The following is a 20646-nucleotide window of genomic DNA, read 5'->3' on the forward strand; positions in this document are numbered from 1 at the left end:
GGCCGGGGAACGCACGGGGGAGCGCACATGAGCGAGAGCACGGAAGCGGGGGCCGCCGTCCTCGACCAGGACGGCGCCGGCCCCATGGTCGTCGTCGAGGACCTGCACCGCTCCTACGGCACCGGGGCCGCGGCCGTGCACGCCCTGCGCGGCGTGTCCTTCGAGGTGCCGCGCGGTGAACTCGTCGCCCTCAAGGGCCGCTCGGGATCCGGCAAGACGACCCTCCTCAACCTTGTCGGAGGGCTCGACGAACCCGACGGCGGCCGCGTCACCGTCGACGGCCAGGACCTCTCCGGGCTCGGCGAGAACGGGCTCCTGGAACTGCGCAGGGACCGCATCGGCTTCATCTTCCAGTCCTTCGGCCTGATCCCGATCCTGTCCGCCGCCGAGAACGTCGGGGTGCCGATGCGGCTGCGCAAGGCCGACCCCCGCGAACGCGAGGAGCGCGTCGAGCTGCTCCTCGCCCTCGTCGGCCTCGCCGACCACGCCAGGCAGCGCCCCGGCGAACTCTCCGGCGGCCAGCAGCAACGCGTCGCCATCGCCCGCGCGCTGGCCAACCGGCCCGCCCTCCTCATCGCCGACGAACCCACGGGCCAGCTCGACGCCGAGACCGGGCTCGCCGTCATGGAGCTGCTGCGCGCCGTCGTCCGCAGCGAACACGTCACCGCCCTCGTCGCCACCCACGACGCGACGCTGCTCGACCTCGCCGACCGGGTGCTCGAACTGCGCGACGGCGAGATCACGGAGATCACCGCAGCGGAGGGGCGCTGACCGAAACGCCGCCGGTGCGGTGCGGCCCGCATCAGAGTTGCGTCAAAGACGCACGTCCGGGGCTCCCTCGCCCCATTTGCCGCAATTGGTGGCCGTAGGGTCGACGCTGCGTACAACACGTGCAGCGGGAAGACAATGGGGCCATGGGACGCGGCAAGCTTCGGATCTACCTCGGTGCGGCACCGGGCGTCGGCAAGACCTACGCGATGCTCTCCGAGGGCCACCGCCGTATCGAGCGGGGCACGGACTGCGCCGTGGGCTTCGTCGAGCACCACGGCAGGCCCCGTACGGAGGTGATGCTCCACGGCCTCGAACAGATCTCGCGCAAGGAGCTCACCTACCGCGGCGCCGTCTTCACCGAGATGGACGTCGACGCCGTACTGGCCCGGCACCCCGACGTCGCCCTGGTGGACGAACTCGCCCACACGAACGTGCCCGGTTCGCGCAACGCCAAGCGCTGGCAGGACGTCGAGGAACTCCTCGCGGCCGGCATCGACGTCGTGTCCACCGTCAACATCCAGCACCTGGAGTCACTCGGCGACGTCGTCGAGTCGATCACCGGCGTCCGCCAGCGCGAGACCGTCCCCGACGAGGTCGTGCGCCGCGCCGACCAGATCGAACTGGTCGACATGTCGCCGCAGGCGCTGCGGCGTCGCATGGCGCACGGCAACATCTACAAGCCCGACCGGATCGACGCCTCCCTCTCCAACTACTTCCGCCCCGGCAACCTCACCGCCCTGCGCGAACTGGCCCTCCTGTGGGTGGCCGACCGCGTCGACGAATACCTCCAGCAGTACCGTGGCGAACACAACATCCGCTCCACCTGGCAGGCCCGCGAGCGCATCGTCGTCGGCCTGACCGGCGGACCCGAGGGCCGCACGCTGGTCAGGCGCGCGGCGCGGATGGCCGCCAAGGGCTCGGGCAGCGAGATCCTCGCCGTCTACATCGCCCGCAGCGACGGCCTCACCGCCGCCTCCCCCAAGGAACTCACGCTCCAGCGCACCCTCGTCGAGGACCTGGGCGGCACCTTCCACCACGTCATAGGGGACGACATACCGGCCGCGCTCCTCGAGTTCGCGCGCGGTGTCAACGCGACCCAGATCGTCCTCGGCTCCTCGCGCCGCAAGACATGGCAGTACATCTTCGGACCCGGCGTCGGCATGACCGTCGCCCGCGAGTCGGGCCCCGACCTCGACGTGCACATCGTCACGCACGAGGAAGTGGCCAAGGGTCGCGGCCTGCCCGTCGCACGCGGCGCCCGGCTCGGCCGGTCCCGGATCATCTGGGGCTGGCTCGTCGGCGTCGGCGGGCCCGCCCTGCTGGCCCTCGCGCTCACCCATGTCGCCACCGATCTCGGCCTCGCCAACGACATGCTCCTGTTCCTGTCCGTGACAGTGGCCGCCGCGCTCGTCGGCGGCCTCCTGCCGGCCCTGGCCTCGGCCGCCGTCGGCTCGCTCCTCCTGAACTACTACTTCACGCCGCCCCTGCACCTGTTCACCGTCGCCGACCCCAAGAACATCGTCGCCATCGTGATCTTCGTAGGCGTCGCGGTGTCGGTCGCCTCCGTCGTCGACCTGGCGGCACGGCGCACCCACCAGGCCGCCAGGCTGCGGGCCGAGTCCGAGATCCTCTCCTTCCTCGCCGGCAGTGTCCTGCGGGGCGAGGACAGCCTCGACGCACTGCTCGACCGGGTCCGCGAGACCTTCGCCATGGACTCCGTGGCCCTCCTCGAACGCGCCGGCGACGTGGAGCCGTGGACCTGCGCCGCCAGCGTCGGCCCGCACCCTCAGGAACGGCCCGAGGACGCGGACGTCGACATGCCGGTCGGCGACCACATGGCGCTCGCCCTGTCCGGCCGCGTGCTGCCCGCCGAGGACCGCCGCGTCCTCGCGGCCTTCGCGGCCCAGGCCGCCGTCGTCCTCGACCGCCAGCGCCTCCAGTCCGAGGCGGACCAGGCCCGCACCCTCGCCGAGGGCAACCGCATCCGCACCGCCCTGCTCGCCGCCGTCAGCCACGACCTGCGGACCCCGCTCGCCGGCATCAAGGCCTCCGTGTCCTCGCTGCGCTCCGACGACGTCGCCTGGTCCGAGGAGGACCAGGCGGAACTCCTCGCCGGCATCGAGGAGGGCGCCGACCGCCTCGACCACCTCGTCGGCAACCTCCTCGACATGTCCCGCCTCCAGACCGGCACCGTCACCCCGCTGATGCGCGAGATCGATCTCGATGAGGTGGTCCCGATGGCGCTGGTGGGCGTCCCCGACGGCAGCGTCGACCTCGACATTCCGGAGAGCCTGCCCATGGTCACCGTGGACAAGGGACTCCTGGAGCGCGCCGTCGCCAATATCGTCGAGAACGCCGTCAAATACAGCCCCGAGGACGAGACGGTCCTCGTCGCCGCCAGCACGCTCGGCGACCGCGTAGAGGTCCGCGTCGTGGACCGCGGGCCGGGCGTCCCCGACACCGCGAAGGACCGGATCTTCGCCCCGTTCCAGCGCTACGGTGACGCACCGCGCGGCGCCGGCGTGGGCCTCGGCCTCGCCGTCGCGCGCGGCTTCGTCGAGGCGATGAACGGCACGCTCACGGCGGAGGACACCCCCGGCGGGGGCCTGACCATGGTCCTCACGCTCACCGCCGCGTCCGGCCACCCGCCGGCCGGCCCCACCAGCTCAGCCATTGCTCAGAGAGGCAGGTACGCATGACCCGGGTGCTCGTGGTCGACGACGAGCCGCAGATCGTGCGCGCCCTCGTCATCAACCTGAAGGCGCGCAAGTACGAGGTGGAGGCCGCGGCCGACGGCGCGGGCGCGCTCCAGCTCGCCGCCGCGTTCCACCCCGACGTGGTCGTGCTCGACCTGGGCCTGCCCGACATGGACGGCGTCGAGGTGATCAGGGGCCTGCGCGGCTGGACCCGCGTACCGATCCTGGTGCTGTCCGCCCGGCACTCCTCTGACGAGAAGGTCGAGGCGCTCGACGCGGGCGCCGACGACTACGTCACCAAGCCGTTCGGTATGGACGAGCTCCTGGCCCGGCTGCGCGCCGCGGTCCGCCGGGCCGAGCCCACCGGCGGCGGCGAGGACGAGGGCATCGTCGAGACCGACGACTTCACCGTCGACCTGGCCGCGAAGAAGGTCAACCGCGACGGCCGCGACGTGCGCCTGACCCCCACCGAATGGCACCTCCTGGAGGTCCTGGTCCGCAACACGGGCCGCCTCGTCAGCCAGAAGCAGCTCCTCCAGGAGGTCTGGGGCCCCTCCTACGGCACCGAGACGAACTATCTGCGCGTCTACATGGCCCAGCTCCGCCGCAAACTGGAGTCCGACCCCTCCCATCCGCGGCACTTCATCACCGAGCCCGGCATGGGGTATCGCTTCGAGCGCTGACCCGCTCATCCGTTGTCCCCGGCCCCCGGTAGGCTTGATTTATGAGTGCTGTCCCTCGTTCCGATACGCCGTCCGAGAAGCCGGCAGGCCGCTTCCGGCGCATGCTCGACCGGCTGTCCTCCTCCCAGGAGGACCTGGAGTCGGAGGAGCTGCGCGAGGACTCGCAGACCACGGGCTGTACCCGCATCGGGGACTGCCAGGACCGGCAGATAGTCACCGTTACTGGTACCTTGCGCACGGTCACCCTCCGACCACGCGCCGGAGTCCCGGCCCTGGAGGCGGAGCTGTTCGACGGCTCCGCGGCTCTGGACGTCGTATGGCTCGGCCGCCGGTCCATCGTCGGCATCGAACCGGGCCGCAAGCTGATCGCTTCCGGACGGGTCTCGATGAGCCGGGGCCGTAGGGTGCTCTTCAACCCGAAGTACGAACTCAGACCGCTCGGACGGGAGTAGCCGGTGACGTCCCTCGACAAGCCGACCGCGGATCAGGACGCCGACTCGAAGGCGGTGACCGAGGCCGCCCTCTTCGAGGCCTTCGGCGGCGTGCGGGGCATGGTGGAGACGGTCGTTCCCGGCCTCCTCTTCGTGACCATCTTCACGATCAACAAGGACCTGCACATGTCGGCCATCGCGGCCCTCGCGGTGTCCCTGGTCCTGGTCGTGGTCCGCCTGGTCATGAAGGGCACCGTCAAGCACGCCTTCAGCGGCGTCTTCGGCGTGGCCTTCGGCGTCGTCTTCGCGATGATGACGGGCAACGCCAAGGACTTCTACCTGCCCGGCATGCTCTACACGCTGGGCCTGGCCGTCGCCTACATCGTGACCACGCTGTGCGGGGTGCCGCTGATCGGCCTGATCCTCGGGCCGGTCTTCAAGGAGAACCTCTCCTGGCGCACGCGCAACCCCGGCCGCAAGAAGGCCTACGCGAAGGCCAGTTGGGCCTGGGGCCTGATCCTGCTCGCCAAGTGCGCGATCCTCTTCCCGATGTACTGGTGGGCCGACACCACGAAGTTCGGCTGGGTCCTGATCGCCCTGAAGATCCCCCCGTTCCTGCTCGCCGTCTGGCTGACCTGGGTTTTCCTGGCGAAGGCGCCCGCTCCCATCGACGTGTTCGCGGAGATGGAGGCGCAGGAGAAGGCCGAGAAGGAAGCGAAGGCCGCCGGCACGGAGACGGGTGCGCGTCATCGCCGGGAGGCGTGAGGCTCGCCGGCGTCCGCGGGCCGGTGGGGGCTTGTCGCGCCCACGCGGCGGAGCCGCACATGTCGCAGCCCCACGCCCCTAGGCGAGATGGGGGCCCGGAGTGTGACACTCCGGGCCCCCATTCGCGTACCTACGGGAAAACCGTCAGCCCGCGACGTCCTCGCGGCGGACCGACAGCAGGTCCTCGAGCTGTTCCTCACGGGCCTGGGCCGCCACGAACAGCAGCTCGTCGCCCGCCTCCAGGGAGTCGTCCTGGGACGGGGCCAGGACGCGGGTCCCGCGGATGATCGTCACCAGGGACGTGTCCTCGGGCCACTGGACGTCGCCCACGCGCGTGCCGGCGAGGGCCGACTCGGGCGGCAGCGTCAGCTCCACCAGGTTCGCGTCGCCGTGGCTGAAGCGCAGCAGGCGGACCAGATCGCCCACGCTCACCGCCTCCTCGACGAGCGCGGACATCAGGCGCGGCGTGGAGACCGCGACATCGACGCCCCACGACTCGTTGAAGAGCCACTCGTTCTTCGGGTTGTTCACGCGGGCGACGACCCGCGGGACCCCGTACTCGGTCTTCGCGAGCAGCGAGACGACGAGGTTGACCTTGTCGTCGCCGGTGGCCGCGATGACCACGTTGCAGCGCTGGAGCGCCGCCTCGTCCAGGGACGTGATCTCGCAGGCGTCGGCGAGCAGCCACTCCGCCTGCGGGACGCGCTCGACCGAGATGGCCGTCGGCGCCTTGTCGATGAGAAGGACCTCGTGCCCGTTCTCCAGGAGCTCACCGGCGATGGAACGGCCCACCGCGCCCGCTCCGGCAATGGCGACCCTCATCAGTGACCGCCCTCCTCTTCAGGACCCTCGGCGAACGCCGCTTCGACCTTCTCGACGTCGTCGGTGCGCATCATCACGTGCACCAGGTCGCCCTCCTGCAGCACCGTCTGCGACGTGGGCAGGATCGCCTCGCCGAGCCGGGTGACGAACGCGACCCGGACGCCGGTCTCCTCCTGGAGCCGGCTGATCTTGTGTCCCACCCATGCCACCGAGGCGTGCACCTCGGCGAGCTGGACGCCCCCGGTGGGGTCGCGCCACAGCGGCTCGGCGCCCGACGGCAGGAGCCTGCGCAGCATCTGGTCCGCGGTCCACCGCACGGTCGCGACGGTCGGGATGCCCAGGCGCTGGTAGACCTCGGCGCGACGCGGGTCGTAGATACGGGCCGCGACGTTCTCGATGCCGAACATCTCGCGGGCCACGCGGGCGGCGATGATGTTCGAGTTGTCACCGCTGGAGACCGCGGCGAACGCGCCGGCCTCCTCGATCCCCGCCTCGCGCAGGGTGTCCTGGTCGAAGCCGACCCCGGTGACGCGGCGGCCGCCGAAGCCGGAACCCAGGCGGCGGAAGGCCGTGGGGTCCTGGTCGATGACCGCGACCGTGTGCCCCTGTTGCTCAAGGGTCTGGGCCAGGGCGGAACCCACCCGGCCGCACCCCATGATGACGATGTGCACCGGCCGCTACCCCGCACTCCTGGTCGCCCCGATGACCTGCGAAAACATCTCGCTCACTCTTCTCTCTCAGTCTGCCGGGCAACTAGAGGCAATCGCGTGCCGCGTTGCCAGGAGAGAGCTTAAGCCGCATGGCCTCCGTTGCCAGCATCCGCGTAGCCGGAAGCTTGATCAGCTTCGCCGCGCGCTGCCCCTGCCCGCAATCCGGGCCGCGTCCCGCCTGAACGCCCACTTCATCTCCGGTTCCATCGCGAAGCGGAACAGGCGCTGCACGGGCGGGATGCACAGGCTGGTAATGAGGCCGGCTGCCGCCGGCGTGACGGTGATCTCGCCGAGCGGGGTGTGCAGCCACTGAAGGTCGTACCAGTCCCGGAAGCGGGAGCCCTTGGCGACGAAGCCCAGGCGGGGGCGCCGAGTTCCTGCGCGCTGTCGCGTCGGTAGAACCAGGCGGCGTTCATGCGCGGGGCCGCCCAGTACGCGAACAGCAGGGCGGCCGTGAAGACGGGGACGGCAAGGAACCGCGCCTCGCGACGCCGTACGAGCTGGAAGTGCTCCGGCTTGAGGACGGGGCCGAGTACGAAGAAGGGGAGGAACTGCAGGACGCGCTGGAGGTCGAGGCCGTCGCCGATGTCGGGGGAGACGGAGGCGAGTACGGCGATGGCCAGCGCGAGCGGCACCGGCCGGCGGACGATCTTCCACAGCGGAGTGGTGAGCCGCCACACGAACAGCGCGACGAGGAACCAGGTCGGGTACCAGGGGTCGAGCAGGCTGATCGGGTACGTCGGGTCGTCGTTCGCCCACCACTTGAAGAAGGTGTACGCGACCTCGAAGATCACGTACGGGACCGCCACCCCGGTCACCAGACGCTTGAGGCGGCCCGGGCTCGCGTCGAAGTGACCGGCCGTTGCGCGGGGAGGCGGCTGCGGGGCATCTCCCGCACCGTAACCACCCCCCTCCTCTTCCGCGTAAACCCGGGCCACAGCGGCGATACGGGCGTCACAGTGCCCACCTAGACTGGGGTCCTCCTTGGCCCGGTGAGCCGAAGCGGATGTGGAAGAGGACGACGACGGTGGTGACGCGCGTACGCGACTTCGGTGACCGGCCCGCCTTCGACGACCCGCCCGCCGAGGTCATCGCGGAGGCGGCCGGTGCTTTCGGGCTGCTCGCGTCCTCGGCCCGACTGCACATCGTGTGGGCCCTCGCGCAGGGTGAGAGTGATGTCACAGGCCTCGCCGAACGCGTCGGCGGCGCGCTGCCGGCAGTGAGTCAGCACCTCACCAAACTGAAGCTCGCCGGGCTCGTCCGGTCCCGGCGCGAGGGGCGCCGTCAGGTCTACTTCGTCGACGACCCGGACATCGTCGCCGTGGTGCGGCTGCTGATCGGCCGCCTCGCCGAACGCGCCGACCGGACCCCGGCCCGCCGGCTCCGCGGGGCCGGGGCCTAGGCCGTGCGATGACGGAGCGCGGCGGGCAGGCCAGACGCCACCCCTGGCTCTGGGGCGCGGTGCTGCTCGTTCTGGTTGCGGCTTGGGCGTGCGGGCGGTCGGGGGATACGGGGGCTGACGGGACCGGTGGGGCCAAGGCGACCACGGGAACCCCTGGGAAGCCGGATGTGTCGGCCCACCCCTCGCGAACGCCCACTCCGAGCCACGCCCCGAAGCCCAGCCCCAGCAGCCCCGCCACCCCCTCAGTGCCCTCAGGCAAGTACGACCCGGCGGCATACGCCCCGCAGGTCCGCTCCCGCGCCGCCGAGGCCGGCGTGAGCCCGCAACTCCTCATGGCGATCCTCTACGACGAGTCGTACAAGCCGCACGACCCGGCCCTGGAGCGCGCCTGGCAGCGCTACAAGCCGGGCGCCGCCTTCGGGATCGCCAATATGCACCGCGCCGCGTTCGACGAGACCAAGCGGGGCCGGCCCTTCGCGGGGCGCCGGTGGGAGGAGCTGCCCGACGACCGGGACCTCGCCGTGCGCGCGGCTGCCTGGTATCTCCACGACCTGGCACGGCAACTGCCCGCGCACCCCGCGGGCCCGTACGACAGGGAAGAGCTGCTGGCCCTCGGCTACAACACCGGCGCGGGCAACATGCAGGCCTTCGCGCGCGGTGCGAAGCCCGGGAGCCAGGCCGCCGACTATCTGGCCCGGCTGCGTTCGAACTGGGACAAGGCGGGGCGATCCGCCTCCCGAACCGGCGGCAACTGAGGCCATAAGCCCTCGCCAGGACTGCCCGGTCAGGCGCCCGGTGTGAGGTTCCGGTGCACTTGAGGGGTGGTGGGTGGGCGGCTCCCCGTTCGAACGCTTACGATCCTCTGCGTGTCCAAACTGACCGACGTGCCCAAACGGATCTTGATCGGGCGCGCTCTGCGCAGCGACCGGCTCGGAGAAACGCTCCTGCCGAAGCGCATCGCCCTCCCCGTTTTCGCCTCCGACCCGCTGTCCTCCGTGGCCTATGCGCCGGGAGAGGTGCTGCTGGTCCTGTCCATCGCGGGCGTGTCGGCGTACCACTTCAGCCCCTGGATCGCGGTCGCGGTCGTGGTGCTGATGTTCACCGTGGTCGCCTCCTACCGCCAGAACGTCCACGCGTACCCGAGCGGTGGCGGCGACTACGAGGTCGCGACCACGAACCTCGGCCCCAAGGCCGGCCTCACCGTCGCGAGCGCCCTCCTCGTCGACTACGTCCTCACCGTCGCCGTGTCGATCGCCTCCGGCATCGAGAACCTCGGCTCGGCGATCCCGTTCGTCGTCGAGCACAAGGTCCTGTGCGCGGTCCTGGTCATCGTCCTGCTCACGCTGATGAACCTGCGCGGCGTGAAGGAGTCCGGGAAGCTCTTCGCCATCCCGACCTACGTCTTCGTGGCCGGCGTCTTCATCATGATCGCGTGGGGTGCGTTCCGCGGGCTCGTCCTCGACGACACCATGAAGGCGCCCACCGCCGACTTCCACATCAAGGCCGAGCACCAGGGCCTCGCGGGCTTCGCCCTCGTCTTCCTGCTGCTGCGCGCGTTCTCCTCCGGCTGTGCCGCGCTCACCGGCGTCGAGGCGATCAGCAACGGCGTACCGGCGTTCCGCAAGCCGAAGTCGAAGAACGCGGCGACCACGCTCGCGGCGATGGGCCTGCTGGCCGTCACCATGTTCTGCGGCATCATCGCCCTGGCCATGTCGACCAAGGTCCGCATGGCCGAGAACCCGGCGACCGACCTGATCCACAACGGCGTCGCGGTCGGCGGGAGCTACGTCCAGAACCCGGTGATCTCCCAGGTCGCCGAGGCCGTCTTCGGCAAGGGCAGCTTCCTCTTCATCATCCTGGCCGCGGCCACCGCGCTGGTCCTCTTCCTCGCGGCCAACACCGCGTACAACGGCTTCCCGCTCCTCGGCTCGATCCTCGCCCAGGACCGCTATCTGCCGCGCCAGCTGCACACCCGCGGTGACCGCCTCGCGTTCTCGAACGGCATCGTGCTCCTCGCGGGCGCGGCGGCGCTCCTCGTCGTGATCTACGGCGCCGACTCGACGCGCCTCATCCAGCTGTACATCGTCGGCGTGTTCGTCTCGTTCACGCTGAGCCAGACCGGCATGGTCCGGCACTGGAACCGCCACCTGCGCACCGAGAAGGACCCGGCCAAGCGCCGCCACATGGTCCGCTCGCGGGCCATCAACACCTTCGGCGCGTTCTTCACCGGCCTCGTGCTCGTCGTGGTCCTCGTCACGAAGTTCACGCACGGCGCCTGGGTCGCCCTCCTCGGCATGTGCATCTTCTACGCGACGATGACGGCGATCCGTAAGCACTACGACCGCGTGGCCGAGGAGATCCAGGCCCCCGAGACGCCGACCGACGACAGCGTCCGGCCGTCCCGCGTCCACTCGATCGTCCTCGTCTCCAAGATCCACCGCCCGACGCTGCGTGCCCTCGCCTACGCCAAGCTCATGCGCAGCGACACCCTCGAGGCGCTCAGCGTGAACGTCGACCCGGCCGAGACGAAGGCCCTGCGCGAGGAGTGGGAGCGGCGCGGCATCGACGTACCGCTCAAGGTCCTCGACTCGCCGTACCGCGAGATCACGCGCCCGATCATCGAATACGTGAAGAGCCTGCGCCGCGACTCCCCGCGCGACGCGGTCAGCGTGATCATCCCCGAGTACGTGGTCGGCCACTGGTACGAGCACCTGCTCCACAACCAGTCCGCCCTGCGCCTCAAGGGCCGCCTCCTGTTCACCCCCGGCATCATGGTCACCTCCGTGCCCTACCAGCTGGAGTCCTCCGAGGTCGCCAAGAAGCGGGCTCGCAGGCGCTCGGAGTGGAACGCGCCGGGCGCCGTGCGCCGCGGCCCCGTCGAGAAGCGCCCCAAGGAGCCCTCGAACAAGGGCTGACCCCCTCGGCTGTCGTGTGGCGAGCGGCCGGACAACACCCACGTAGACTGGTGGGCTGTTGTCCGGCCGTTCGCCGTGTCCCTTGCTTTCTTACGTTGTGGAGTCCCCCGCCATGCAGGCAGAACCGAAGAAGTCTCTGGTCGGGGAGGAGTACGAGGTCGAGATCGGCCCCGTCGCCCACGGAGGCCACTGCATCGCCCGCACGGACGAGGGCCAGGTCCTGTTCGTCCGGCACGCGCTGCCCGGCGAGAAGGTCGTGGCCCGCGTCACGGACGGCGAGGAAGGCGCCCGCTTCCTGCGCGCCGACGCGGTCACCGTCATCGAGGCGTCCAAGGACCGCGTCGAGGCGCCCTGCCCGTACGCCGGCCCCGGCCGCTGCGGCGGCTGCGACTGGCAGCACGCCAAGCCGGGCGCGCAGCGCCGCCTCAAGGGCGAGGTCATCGCCGAGCAGCTCCAGCGCCTCGCGGGCCTCACGCCCGAGGAGGCCGGCTGGGACGGCACGGTCATGCCGGCCGAGGGCGACAAGCTCCCGGCGGGCGAGGTCCCGCAGTGGCGCACCCGCGTGCAGTACGCGGTCGACCCTGACACCGGGAAGGCGGGCCTGCGCCGCCACCGCTCGCACGAGGTCGAGCCGGTCGAGCACTGCATGATCGCGGCGCCGGGCGTCTCCGAGCTCGGCATCGAGAAGCGCGACTGGACGGGCATGGAGTCCATCGAGGCGATCGCGGCGACGGGCTCCCAGGACCGCCAGGTCATCCTGACCCCGCGCCCCGGCGCGCGCCTGCCCCTGGTCGAACTCGACAAGCCGGTCTCCGTGCTGCGCGTCGACGAGAAGGACGGCGGCATCCACCGCGTCCACGGCCGCGGTTTCGTACGCGAGCGCGCCGACGGCCGCACGCACCGCGTCGGCAGCGGCGGCTTCTGGCAGGTGCATCCGCAGGCGGCGGACACGCTGGTCAAGGCGGTCATGCAGGGCCTGCTGCCCCGCAAGGGCGAGATGGCGCTCGACCTGTACTGCGGCGTCGGCCTCTTCGCCGGCGCGATCGCGGACCGCATCGGCGACGAGGGCGCGGTGCTCGGCATCGAGTCGGGCAAGCGCGCGGTCGAGGACGCCCGCCACAACCTGGCCGCGTTCGACCGCGTCCGCATCGAGCAGGGCAAGGTCGAAACGGTCCTTCCGCGCACGGGCATCACCGAGGTAGACCTGATCGTCCTGGACCCGCCCCGCGCGGGCGCGGGCAAGAAGACGGTGGAGCACCTGGCGTCGCTCGGTGCGCGCCGGATTGCCTATGTGGCGTGTGACCCGGCGGCGCTGGCCCGCGACCTGGCGTACTTCCGGGACGGTGGGTACAAGGTGCGGATGCTTCGGGCGTTCGATCTGTTCCCGATGACGCATCACGTGGAGTGCGTGGCGGTGCTTGAGCCGGTGAAGAAGGACGCCTGACCTGAGGTTTCACGAGTGTGAGGCGGCCCCGCGAGGCGAATCGTCGCGGGGCCGTCGGCTTGCTCGTTCAGGCGCTCAGCTGTCCGCCCTTGACCGCTGAGACGAAGGAGGACCAGCCGGCGGCCGGGAACATGAGAACCGGCCCGTGCGAAACCTTGCTGTCCCGAACCGGGACGATGATCGCGAAGTCGTCGGAGACCTCGACGCACTCGCCACCATCCGAGTTGCTGTAGGAACTCTTACGCCAGCTAACGGCACTCAGGTCGACGCCTCGCACGGTACTTCCTCCAAGGTGGCCAGGACGAAATTCCGCGACTCGGCTGGGGACAGCGCCAAGTCGCGCATCGCATCGTACGCACGCTGTAGCCGCTCAACCGGCGAGTGCGCTTCGATGAGTTCGCCACGGTGTGCGTTCTCCGTATATGCCACCGTAAGCCCGCCGGGGAGCCGCAGGAACATCAGTGCGGTGCTGTCCAGGCCATGCATCCCGGCGCTCAGGGGAAGCACCTGCATCGTCACAGTCGGCCTCTCCGCCACCTCCGCGACGTACTCCAACTGCCGCCGCCACTGCGCCACTTCCCGCAACGGCGTCCGCAGCACCGCCTCCGACAGGATCGTCCGGAACGGCGGCGCGTCCTCTCCTTCCAGCAACTCCCGCCGCCCCATCCGTGCCTCGACCTGCTGCTCCAGCTCCTTCCCCCGGAGCCCGCCCGCCGCCAGCACCTCGCGCGCATACCCCGGCGTCTGCAACAACCCCGGCAGCACGCTCACCGCGAAGTGCCACAAGCTCACCGCCTCGGCCTCCAGCGCCATGTACCGCCGGTACCGCTCGCGGAACTGCGTATGGTCCCCGGCGGCGAGCTCCCACAGCGCCAGTAACAGCCCCGGCGTCCCGTAGTGCTGGTCCAGGGCCTGGACGACCTCGGGGCTGCCGAGCGTCTCGCCCTTCTCCATCTTGCCGAACAGGGAGTAGTCCCAGCCCAGCCGCTCGCCGAGCTGCCGCAGACTCGTCCCGCTCCCGGCCCGCAGGGTCCGCAGCTCCTCGGCGAACCTCTGACGCGGCTCCTGGCTGCGGCCGGTGACGACCCGTCGCTGCGGCATACGGCCGACTCCCCTCCGAGCCGCCGGCTCGTGGTCGGTGTGGAAGGTGTGGAACCAGCGCCGTACGGCGGGGAAGCACCGCACGTCCACGGCGTGATCGGTCACATCCGGGCGCATCCTCGTAACACCCGGACTACGCAGCGTAATTCACGCAGCTTGCCGGGGTCATGGAATCAGTCGGACCGACGAATCCGACAGCCCGACCGGCGAAGGACGAGGACACATATGCCCCCCACGCAGCGGCCCCCGCACCACTCGATCACCCCCGCCACCGGCCACACCGCCATCGTCACGGGTCCTTCGAAACCCCGTACGCCCAAGGTCCAGGAAGCGCTCGACGCCCGCGACGCCCTGGCCGGCGCTCTCAGCCGGGCGGGAGTTCAGCTCCCCGCCATGGACGTCCGCACACCGTGGGCGGGCGACGGAGAGGGCGAGAGCCGCTACGCGCTCGTCCACCTCGGGGTCTGCTCGGCGCCCGTGGCGCTGCAGTTGGCGGCTGTGATCGCCAAGGGGGTCGGTTCGTGACGCCGGAGCCGGTCCCGTTCCTGGAGGTGGGAGACGCCGTCCACGACACCGTGCGGGACCGGTTCGGGCGGGTCATGGGTCATGAAGGGCCGTACGTCCAGATCCGTCCGCTGGCCGGTGGCCGCGAATGGGACGCCGAGACCGACGACCTCCGGCTCCTGACCCAGGACGAGTTGCTGCGCGCCCTGGTGGCCGAGGCGAACGCCCGTAGTCGGCACGGCATCTGACGGGGCGGCAGTTCGCCGAGCGCGGAGTCCCGCCGACGCCCTCCTCGTGCTCCCCGTGCTGACCCAGGATGACGAGAACGCTCTCGGCGGCCCGGCGGGCTTCCTGATCCGCCCGCGCGTGGAAACCGGGGGCATGCCCCCACCCGCAGGAGTCTTCTTCGTGCTGCCTGGGGGCATTTCCTTGCCGTCGGTGGCCCGTGCGGGCGAGCGATTCCTGTCGGCCTTCTTGAGAGTGCGGTGACCGTTGGTGTGCGGGTGCCGGCACGCCCTGCATTCCCCGGCGAGAATTCCGCCCCCGCGCGCACGGCCGGAAAGGCTGGGATCCTGTGGGTGGGCGGGCCCATGACTCGGCCCCTGAAAGGCAGCGGTGGTGAGCGCTGTGGCGGAGATCCACGAGGATGCTGCTGGAGCGGCCGGTCAGAGTGTTCCGGGCGTTGATCCTCTGGGGGACTCGTTTCTTCGCACGCGGGTCGCCCTGCCGACGCGACCCGCCGTCTACCTGCGGCGGCAGCGGCTCGACCGGCACCTCGACAAGGCTCTTCGGACCCGGCTGACCCTGATCAACGGAGCGGCGGGCGCGGGCAAGACCCTGCTGGCCGCCGACTGGGCCGCCGGCCTGCCACGGCCGGTCGCCTGGCTCACCGCTGAGGACGAGGACCGGCAGCCCGGTGTGTTCTGGGCGTACGTGCTGGAGGCTCTGCGCGCGTGCGGTGCGCCGGTCTCCGGCGCGGTCGGGGTCCCGATGGAGGCGGCCCGCGTGGACCGCAAGCTACTGGCGGCGCTCGCCGCCGATCTGGACGCACGCGACCAGCCGGTGACCGTCGTGATCGACGAGTTCGACCGCGTGACCACCCCCGAGGTCGCGGAGCAGCTGGAATTCGTCCTGCACCACGCCGGGCAGGGCATGCGCCTGGTCCTCGTCACCCGCACCGAACCCCTGCTGCCGTTGCACCGTTACCGGGCGGCCGGCGAGCTGACGGAGCTGCGCGGCGCCGAGCTGGCCTTCACTCCCGAGGAAGCCGTCTCGCTGCTGGAACTGCACGGTCTGCGCCTGCCGGTCGACGCCGCGCGCGGCCTGGTGGACCGCACCCGGGGCTGGGCTGCCGGCCTGTGTCTCTGCGCCCTGGCCGCGCGGGAGAGCGCGGCCCCGGAGCTCTATCTGAAGGAGTTCGAGGCGGACCGGAGCGCGGTCGCGGACTTCCTGCTGGCCGAGGTGCTCAAGCGGCAGCCGGAGGAGACACAGGATCTCCTGTTGCGCGTCAGCGTGCTCCAGCGTTTCAGTCCTGATCTGGCGAACGCGCTGACCGGGCGGACCGACGCCGAGCCCCTGCTCGTCGAGCTGCACCGAGCGAACGCGTTCGTCGAGGACCTCGGGCACTCGTGGTACCGGCTCCACCCGCTGTTCGGGGAGATACTCCGGGCCCACCTGCGGGTCCGCCTGCCGGGGCTTGAGCCCGAGCTCCACCGACGGGCCGCGCTGTGGCTGCGCCGTTCCGGATCCCTCCCGGAGACACTCGCTCACGGCGCCGCATCGGGCGACTGGGGTTTCACCGCCGGCGCCCTTGTCGACGACCTGGCGATCGGACAGCTCTTCACCGGTCTGCGCTCGGCCGACCTCGACCAGTTGTTCTCCGGGATGGACCCCGAGGCCACCGGCTCCGCGCCGGAGCTCGTCCGGGCGGCCCGTGACCTGTCCCGGTGCAACGTCGAGCGCGGTCTCTCGCATCTGCGCCGCGCCGAGGAGCGGCTTGCCGCCGACCCGCACGCCGGGGCGGCCGCGCAGCTGAGCTGTACGCTGCTGGAGACGCTGGCCGCCCGGCTGACCGGTTCTCCCGAGCAGGCCGAGGCGGCCGCTCAGGCGGCCGCCCGGCTCCGGCGGGAGGTCCCGGAGCATCTCCTGGACAGGCATCCCGAACTCCATGCCCTCCTCATGACCCATCTCGGCTCCACCCGCCTGTGGGCCGGGCGCTTCGAGGACGCGCGTGCCGCCCTGACCACAGTGGCGGGCACCCAGGGCGAGGCGTCCACCGTGCTGCCCCGTGAGGAGTCGCTGGGGCACCTGGCACTGATCGACTACCTGAACGGCTGGATCGGCAGGGCGGAGCGCAAGGCGCTCGCGGGTGCCTCCGAGGCGGAGAGGTTCCGTCTGCCCGAGCCGGACGTCTCCGGTGCCGGCACGGGCGTCGGGTTGCTGGTGCTGGCCGCCGTGGCCGTGGACCGCGACGAGCTGAGCCGGGCGCAGACCCTTCTCGACGAGACGGCCCAACTCCCCTCCGCGACGCACGATCCGGTGATCGCCGCGGTCCGGGCCATCACCAAGGCGCGTCTCCTGTTGGTCCAGGGCCACGCTCGGGCCGCCGTCGAGGCGGCGGACCCAGGCATCCGCGTCCTTGTGGCCTCGCCCTGGGCGGCGGGCCAGGAGGCGCTGGTCGCCTCGGCCGCGCACATGGCCGAAGGACGGCCTCGGATGGCCGCCGAGGTGCTCCAGGATGTCTCCGGCGACCAGCCGGCCTGCGCTGTGGAAGCCGCGCGGATGCTGCTCGCCGCAGGTCGCCCGGAAGAGGCCGTCGGTCTGCTCGACAGCATCGACACCGGGGGCCGGACCGGGCCGGCGGTGACCGTTCGGGCAGCGCTGGTCAGGGCACAGGCCGCGCAGGGGGCGGGAGACGACGCCACAGCACACAGGCTCGTCGCGCAGGCACTCCTCAGCGCCCGGCGCGAGCGGCTTCGCAGACCCTTCCTCGATGCGCGGCCGTGGATCCGGCCGCTGCTGTCCGCCGCGCCGCACCAGGAGCTGGCCGCGGACTGGCTGACGCCCGCTCCGTCGCGTCCTGGTGAACCGGCCCCGGTCGACGCCCGGCCCGCTGCGCTCGTCGCGGAGGAGCTGAGCGGACGGGAGCGGGACGTGCTGGAGCGGCTGGCCCGGATGATGTCGACCGAGGAGATCGCCGCCGACCTCTACGTGTCGGTGAACACGGTGAAGACCCACCTCAAGAGCGTCTACCGGAAGCTGGCGGTGAACCGGCGCAACGAGGCGGTGCGCCGCGCGCGCGAACTCGGACTGGTGTGAAGCCGCGCGCGAACTCGGACCGGTGTGCCCGGGCTTCGGCGGCCGGGACCGAACACGCCGGCCCTGCCGCGACCTCAGTCCCTCTCCCCGTGGCGGGTGAGGCGCGGTGCGCGTACCTAGGCTGCGACGGGTCATTGCCGTCACCGCCTTGGTCGACCTCGTGCTCGGTCTGCTGATCATCACCTTCAAGATCGCCCTGAAGCACTGAGCCGGATCGTCGTGCGCCGGAGAAGGCCGGTCACCTGTACCGGGTGAGGCCGGGCAGGGCGCAGAGGCGGACGCTCGCAGGTGAGGACGTCGCCCACCGCCCCACGCTGCTCGCGGGAGAAGAGCCCATGCGTTACGAGATCCGCGTCGAGGGACACATGTCGGAAACGCTGACCAAGGCCTTCCCTGAGCTGGGCCACGTGATGATGGCCGGCCAGACGGTCCTGTTCGGCCCCGTCGTGGACGATGCGCACCTGTACGGGCTGCTGGCCCGGCTCCAGTCGCTGGGACTGCGGGTGCTGGAGATGCGGCAGTTGCCGGAGGGCATGGCCGACTGATCAGAGGGCGCTCCGCCCTGATCCGACCGGAGCGGCAGGCCGCTCCCAGCGCCTCGACGTCCCGCTCGTTCCGGTCGGCCCAGGACTGGGCGAACCTGGCGAGCGCGCGGTCGGATCGGTCGCTGACGCCCAGGTACGCGGCGATGGCGATGGGGTCGCCGGAGCGGGCGTGGGCCCGTGCAAGGGAGGCCCCGCACAGCCGGCCGAAGAGGGTGAGCAGGCCCGGATCCATGGTCTCCGGCCGTGCGACGCCCTTCCAGTCCCGCAACTGGCGCACGTAGAAGTCCCGGTCCTGCCCGTCGCCGCCTCCGCCGGGTCGAGCGGATCGGCCGGCATCCGTCCGGGCGGCTGTGGGATCGCCCATCTCGTCGCTCTTCGTTCCCGTCCGCCGCACGTTCAGCCGCAGGGCGTGCGAACGCCTCCGGTTGCACCTCATCGCCCTGGCGGCGCCGCCGGATCACCCGCCGTGGGTGACCCGGCGGGCTGCGGCGCGCGGGACGCTGAGGCGGTCAGGTCCCCGCGTATCGCCGGCCCCTTCGGCGGTCCGGGAACGACCCGCTCGATCGTGCGAGGAGGAGCCATGACCATGCCGCGTGGTCCGGCGCCGCAGACCGGACCGGAACCCCCCGCCGGCGGGGCGGCCCCCCGGCCGGCCGACGATCCCGCCGACGCACTGGCGCGACTGGGCCGCTCATGGACCTGGATCCTGGGCTCGGCGGTCGTCACGCTGGTGCCCGGCGTCCTGATCCTGGTCTGGCCGGCGGAGACACTGCACGTCCTGGCAGTCCTCATCGGCCTGTACCTGCTGGCCATGGGGGTGTTCCGGTTCGTGGCCGTCTTCGCGCGGGAGGAGTTCGGCGAACGGCTGTCGGGGCTGCTCCTGGCCGTGCTGTTCCTCCTGGCCGGGGTGCTGTGCCTGCGGAACCCGCTGCAGACCATCACCGCGCTCTCCCTGATCGTCGGCATCGTCTGGCTCGTGTCCGGCGTCCTCACCCTCTACACCGCCATCGCCGCCAAGGACCTGCCGTACCGCGGCGTGCTCCTGGGCGTCGCGGTGCTCGGCATCGTCGCGGGGATCGTCGTACTGGCCCTGCCTGCCGAGTCGGCACAGGCCCTGACCCGGCTGCTCGGCCTGTGGCTCGTCCTGCTCGCTCTGGCCGAGGCGGCGGTCGCCTTCGCCTGGCGGTCCGCGCTTCGCAAGGCGGGCGTCACGGGCTCGCCCGGTCGGGCCCCGACGGCCTGACACCCCACCCACCGAGCTCACCCCCGTCGGGTGAGGCCACCCGGCCGCCGTCGGCCCAGGCTGAAGACGGCAGGCAAAGGCGGCTGGGCGAGCGCCCGGGACGGAGAAGAGACATGAACGCGCAGATGTACCTGGCGTACGACTATCCCCTGCTGAGCGTCTTCTGGAGCATGCTCTGGTTCTTCCTGTGGATCATGTGGTTCGTCCTGTTGTTCCGCATCATCGGCGACATCTTCCGTGACGACGACATGGGCGGCTGGGCGAAAGCCGGCTGGCTGGCGTTCACCATCCTCCTGCCCTTCCTGGGCGTCTTCGTCTACATGATCGCCCGCGGCAAGAACATGGGCCGCCGGGAGATCGCGCAGGCCCGTGAGCAGCAGAAGGCCTTCGACAGCTACATCAAGAAGACCGCGGGCGGTACGGACCGGCCCAGCAGCGTCGACGAGCTGGCCAGGCTGTCCGAGATCCGCGCCCGCGGCGACATCACGGACGAGGAGTTCAGCAAGGCGAAGCAACTGGTGCTGGCCGGCCACGGTCCGGCCGAAGGCCCGGGTACCGACACCGCCTCCGGCTCCTCCGGCTCCGCACGCTGAGCGCGTGCCGGACGAACACGAAACGAGGCACCACCATGACCGCGACACACTCGCAGCCGGCCGACACGACGAAGCAGGCGTGGGCAGGCGGCCTGACGATCTTCGCCGGCGTCATGCTCATGCTCGTCGGTGTGCTCGGCATCTGCCGGGGCATCATGGGGATCGCCAAGGACGACATCTTCGTCACCACACGCAACTACATCTTCCAGTTCGACCTGACCGGCTGGGGCTGGGTCCACCTCGTCCTGGGCGTACTCGCGGTGATCGTCAGCTTCGGGCTGCTCCAGACCGCGACGTGGGCACGCGTCGGCGGCGTGGCCATCGCCGGACTCGTCATCATCGCCAACTTCCTCTCCCTGCCGTACTACCCGGTCTGGTCGGTCGTGCTGATCGCGATCTCGGGCTTCATCATCTGGGCGCTGTGTGTGGTCCGGAAGGACGAGTCCGACTGGTTCTAGGGCGCACCTCACGGCGTGTGAGTGACGCAGAGGGAAACCTGCAGGCGCAGGACAGTTGCCCAGGGGGTCCGACGCGGCCGCCCCGTACGTCAAGCAGCTCGCCCCGACGAGCGCTCCGTCCGCGACGTCTGCTGACGGAGCTGGAGTTGAGCCGCTTGTGCGGCTCAGATGGTCCCATTGACTCGCATGTACTGTGTGATCAGGCTGTTCTGGGCTGCATGTGCGGATTGGGGCGAGGCTGTGGG

20 protein-coding genes and 2 pseudogenes are annotated in these 20646 nt (G+C 71.0%); 16 read left to right on the forward strand and 6 right to left on the reverse strand.

Features of this window, described 5'->3' with window-relative positions; translation table 11 throughout:
• Window positions 1-27: 27 nt before the first annotated feature.
• The 5 genes from CG723_RS00640 (at window position 28) to CG723_RS00660 (ending at window position 5346) form a co-directional block, all read left to right on the forward strand.
• Window positions 28-771: an ABC transporter ATP-binding protein gene (locus CG723_RS00640; protein WP_100591171.1), complete on the forward strand. Its 744-nt coding sequence runs from the start codon at window positions 28-30 to the stop codon at window positions 769-771.
• Between the two features lie 143 nt (window positions 772-914).
• Complete coding sequence (locus tag CG723_RS00645) at window positions 915-3470, forward strand: sensor histidine kinase (RefSeq protein WP_100591172.1); 2556 nt, start codon at window positions 915-917, stop codon at window positions 3468-3470.
• Entirely contained in the window at window positions 3467-4150 is a 684-nt protein-coding gene (locus CG723_RS00650) for a response regulator (RefSeq protein ID WP_100591173.1), read from the forward strand. The genes CG723_RS00645 and CG723_RS00650 overlap by 4 nt, the downstream gene beginning before the upstream one ends.
• A gap of 41 nt (window positions 4151-4191) precedes the next feature.
• Entirely contained in the window at window positions 4192-4602 is a 411-nt protein-coding gene (locus tag CG723_RS00655) for an OB-fold nucleic acid binding domain-containing protein (RefSeq protein ID WP_100591174.1), read from the forward strand.
• A gap of 3 nt (window positions 4603-4605) precedes the next feature.
• Complete coding sequence (locus CG723_RS00660) at window positions 4606-5346, forward strand: DUF3159 domain-containing protein (RefSeq protein WP_100591175.1); 741 nt, start codon at window positions 4606-4608, stop codon at window positions 5344-5346.
• 144 nt (window positions 5347-5490) lie between these two features.
• On the opposite strand, the gene CG723_RS00665 is transcribed toward CG723_RS00660, so the two are convergent.
• The 3 genes and pseudogenes from CG723_RS00665 to CG723_RS00675 all read right to left on the reverse strand — a co-directional run.
• The gene (locus tag CG723_RS00665) at window positions 5491-6168 is read right to left on the reverse strand and encodes a potassium channel family protein (RefSeq protein WP_100591176.1); all 678 of its coding nucleotides are present in this window, start codon (window positions 6166-6168) and stop codon (window positions 5491-5493) included.
• Window positions 6168-6839, reverse strand: a complete 672-nt coding sequence (locus CG723_RS00670; protein WP_100591177.1) for a potassium channel family protein — start codon at window positions 6837-6839, stop codon at window positions 6168-6170. The genes CG723_RS00665 and CG723_RS00670 overlap by 1 nt, the downstream gene beginning before the upstream one ends.
• Window positions 6840-7007: 168 nt before the next feature.
• Window positions 7008-7729, reverse strand: a pseudogene (locus CG723_RS00675) (acyltransferase family protein); the annotation flags it as partial.
• Between the two features lie 179 nt (window positions 7730-7908).
• On the opposite strand from CG723_RS00675, the gene CG723_RS00680 reads away from it, so the two are divergent.
• The 4 genes from CG723_RS00680 (at window position 7909) to CG723_RS00695 (ending at window position 12639) form a co-directional block, all read left to right on the forward strand.
• Window positions 7909-8280, forward strand: a complete 372-nt coding sequence (locus CG723_RS00680) for an ArsR/SmtB family transcription factor (protein WP_234374118.1) — start codon at window positions 7909-7911, stop codon at window positions 8278-8280.
• 245 nt (window positions 8281-8525) lie between these two features.
• Entirely contained in the window at window positions 8526-9035 is a 510-nt protein-coding gene (locus tag CG723_RS00685; RefSeq protein ID WP_442802504.1) for a transglycosylase SLT domain-containing protein, read from the forward strand.
• 111 nt (window positions 9036-9146) lie between these two features.
• A complete protein-coding gene (locus CG723_RS00690; RefSeq protein WP_100591180.1) occupies window positions 9147-11195 on the forward strand; it encodes an APC family permease in 2049 nt (682 codons plus the stop codon).
• A 112-nt stretch (window positions 11196-11307) separates the two neighbouring features.
• Window positions 11308-12639: a class I SAM-dependent RNA methyltransferase gene (locus tag CG723_RS00695; protein WP_100591181.1), complete on the forward strand. Its 1332-nt coding sequence runs from the start codon at window positions 11308-11310 to the stop codon at window positions 12637-12639.
• A 67-nt stretch (window positions 12640-12706) separates the two neighbouring features.
• Here CG723_RS00695 and CG723_RS00700 read toward each other — a convergent pair whose 3' ends face one another.
• Together CG723_RS00700 and CG723_RS00705 are read right to left on the reverse strand one after the other, a co-directional pair.
• Window positions 12707-12916 carry a DUF397 domain-containing protein gene (locus CG723_RS00700; RefSeq protein WP_100591182.1) on the reverse strand — a complete coding sequence of 70 codons (210 nt, stop codon included), beginning with the start codon at window positions 12914-12916 and terminating at the stop codon, window positions 12707-12709.
• Window positions 12898-13740 carry a helix-turn-helix domain-containing protein gene (locus tag CG723_RS00705; protein WP_100591752.1) on the reverse strand — a complete coding sequence of 281 codons (843 nt, stop codon included), beginning with the start codon at window positions 13738-13740 and terminating at the stop codon, window positions 12898-12900. Before CG723_RS00705 ends, CG723_RS00700 begins: the two co-directional genes overlap by 19 nt.
• A 225-nt stretch (window positions 13741-13965) precedes the next feature.
• Between CG723_RS00705 and CG723_RS00710 the strand changes: the two genes are divergently transcribed.
• The 4 genes from CG723_RS00710 to CG723_RS00730 all read left to right on the forward strand — a co-directional run bounded on the left by CG723_RS00710 (window position 13966) and on the right by CG723_RS00730 (window position 18107).
• Window positions 13966-14265, forward strand: coding sequence for a hypothetical protein (locus tag CG723_RS00710; RefSeq protein WP_234374068.1), 300 nt, complete (start codon window positions 13966-13968; stop codon window positions 14263-14265).
• Window positions 14262-14492, forward strand: coding sequence for a hypothetical protein (locus tag CG723_RS00715; protein WP_442802505.1), 231 nt, complete (start codon window positions 14262-14264; stop codon window positions 14490-14492). The genes CG723_RS00710 and CG723_RS00715 overlap by 4 nt, the downstream gene beginning before the upstream one ends.
• A 379-nt stretch (window positions 14493-14871) precedes the next feature.
• Window positions 14872-17562, forward strand: a complete 2691-nt coding sequence (locus tag CG723_RS00725) for a helix-turn-helix transcriptional regulator (RefSeq protein WP_100591184.1) — start codon at window positions 14872-14874, stop codon at window positions 17560-17562.
• A gap of 335 nt (window positions 17563-17897) precedes the next feature.
• Window positions 17898-18107, forward strand: a complete 210-nt coding sequence (locus CG723_RS00730; protein ID WP_100591755.1) for a hypothetical protein — start codon at window positions 17898-17900, stop codon at window positions 18105-18107.
• Window positions 18108-18117: 10 nt separating this feature from the next.
• On the opposite strand, the pseudogene CG723_RS00735 reads toward CG723_RS00730, so the two are convergent.
• Window positions 18118-18414: pseudogene (locus tag CG723_RS00735) on the reverse strand (DUF2252 family protein); the annotation flags it as partial.
• Window positions 18415-18687: 273 nt separating this feature from the next.
• On the opposite strand from CG723_RS00735, the gene CG723_RS00740 reads away from it, so the two are divergent.
• From CG723_RS00740 to CG723_RS00750, 3 genes are all read left to right on the forward strand, one after another.
• On the forward strand, window positions 18688-19350 hold the full coding sequence (locus tag CG723_RS00740) for an HdeD family acid-resistance protein (RefSeq protein ID WP_100591185.1): 663 nt from the start codon (window positions 18688-18690) through the stop codon (window positions 19348-19350).
• A gap of 113 nt (window positions 19351-19463) precedes the next feature.
• Window positions 19464-19943, forward strand: coding sequence for an SHOCT domain-containing protein (locus CG723_RS00745; RefSeq protein WP_100591186.1), 480 nt, complete (start codon window positions 19464-19466; stop codon window positions 19941-19943).
• A 35-nt stretch (window positions 19944-19978) separates the two neighbouring features.
• On the forward strand, window positions 19979-20401 hold the full coding sequence (locus CG723_RS00750; RefSeq protein ID WP_100591187.1) for a DUF7144 family membrane protein: 423 nt from the start codon (window positions 19979-19981) through the stop codon (window positions 20399-20401).
• Window positions 20402-20646: the final 245 nt, after the last annotated feature.

Origin of the sequence: Streptomyces sp. CB01635, assembly GCF_002803065.1 — a bacterium.
In the GTDB taxonomy this organism is placed as follows: Bacteria; Actinomycetota; Actinomycetes; order Streptomycetales; family Streptomycetaceae; genus Streptomyces.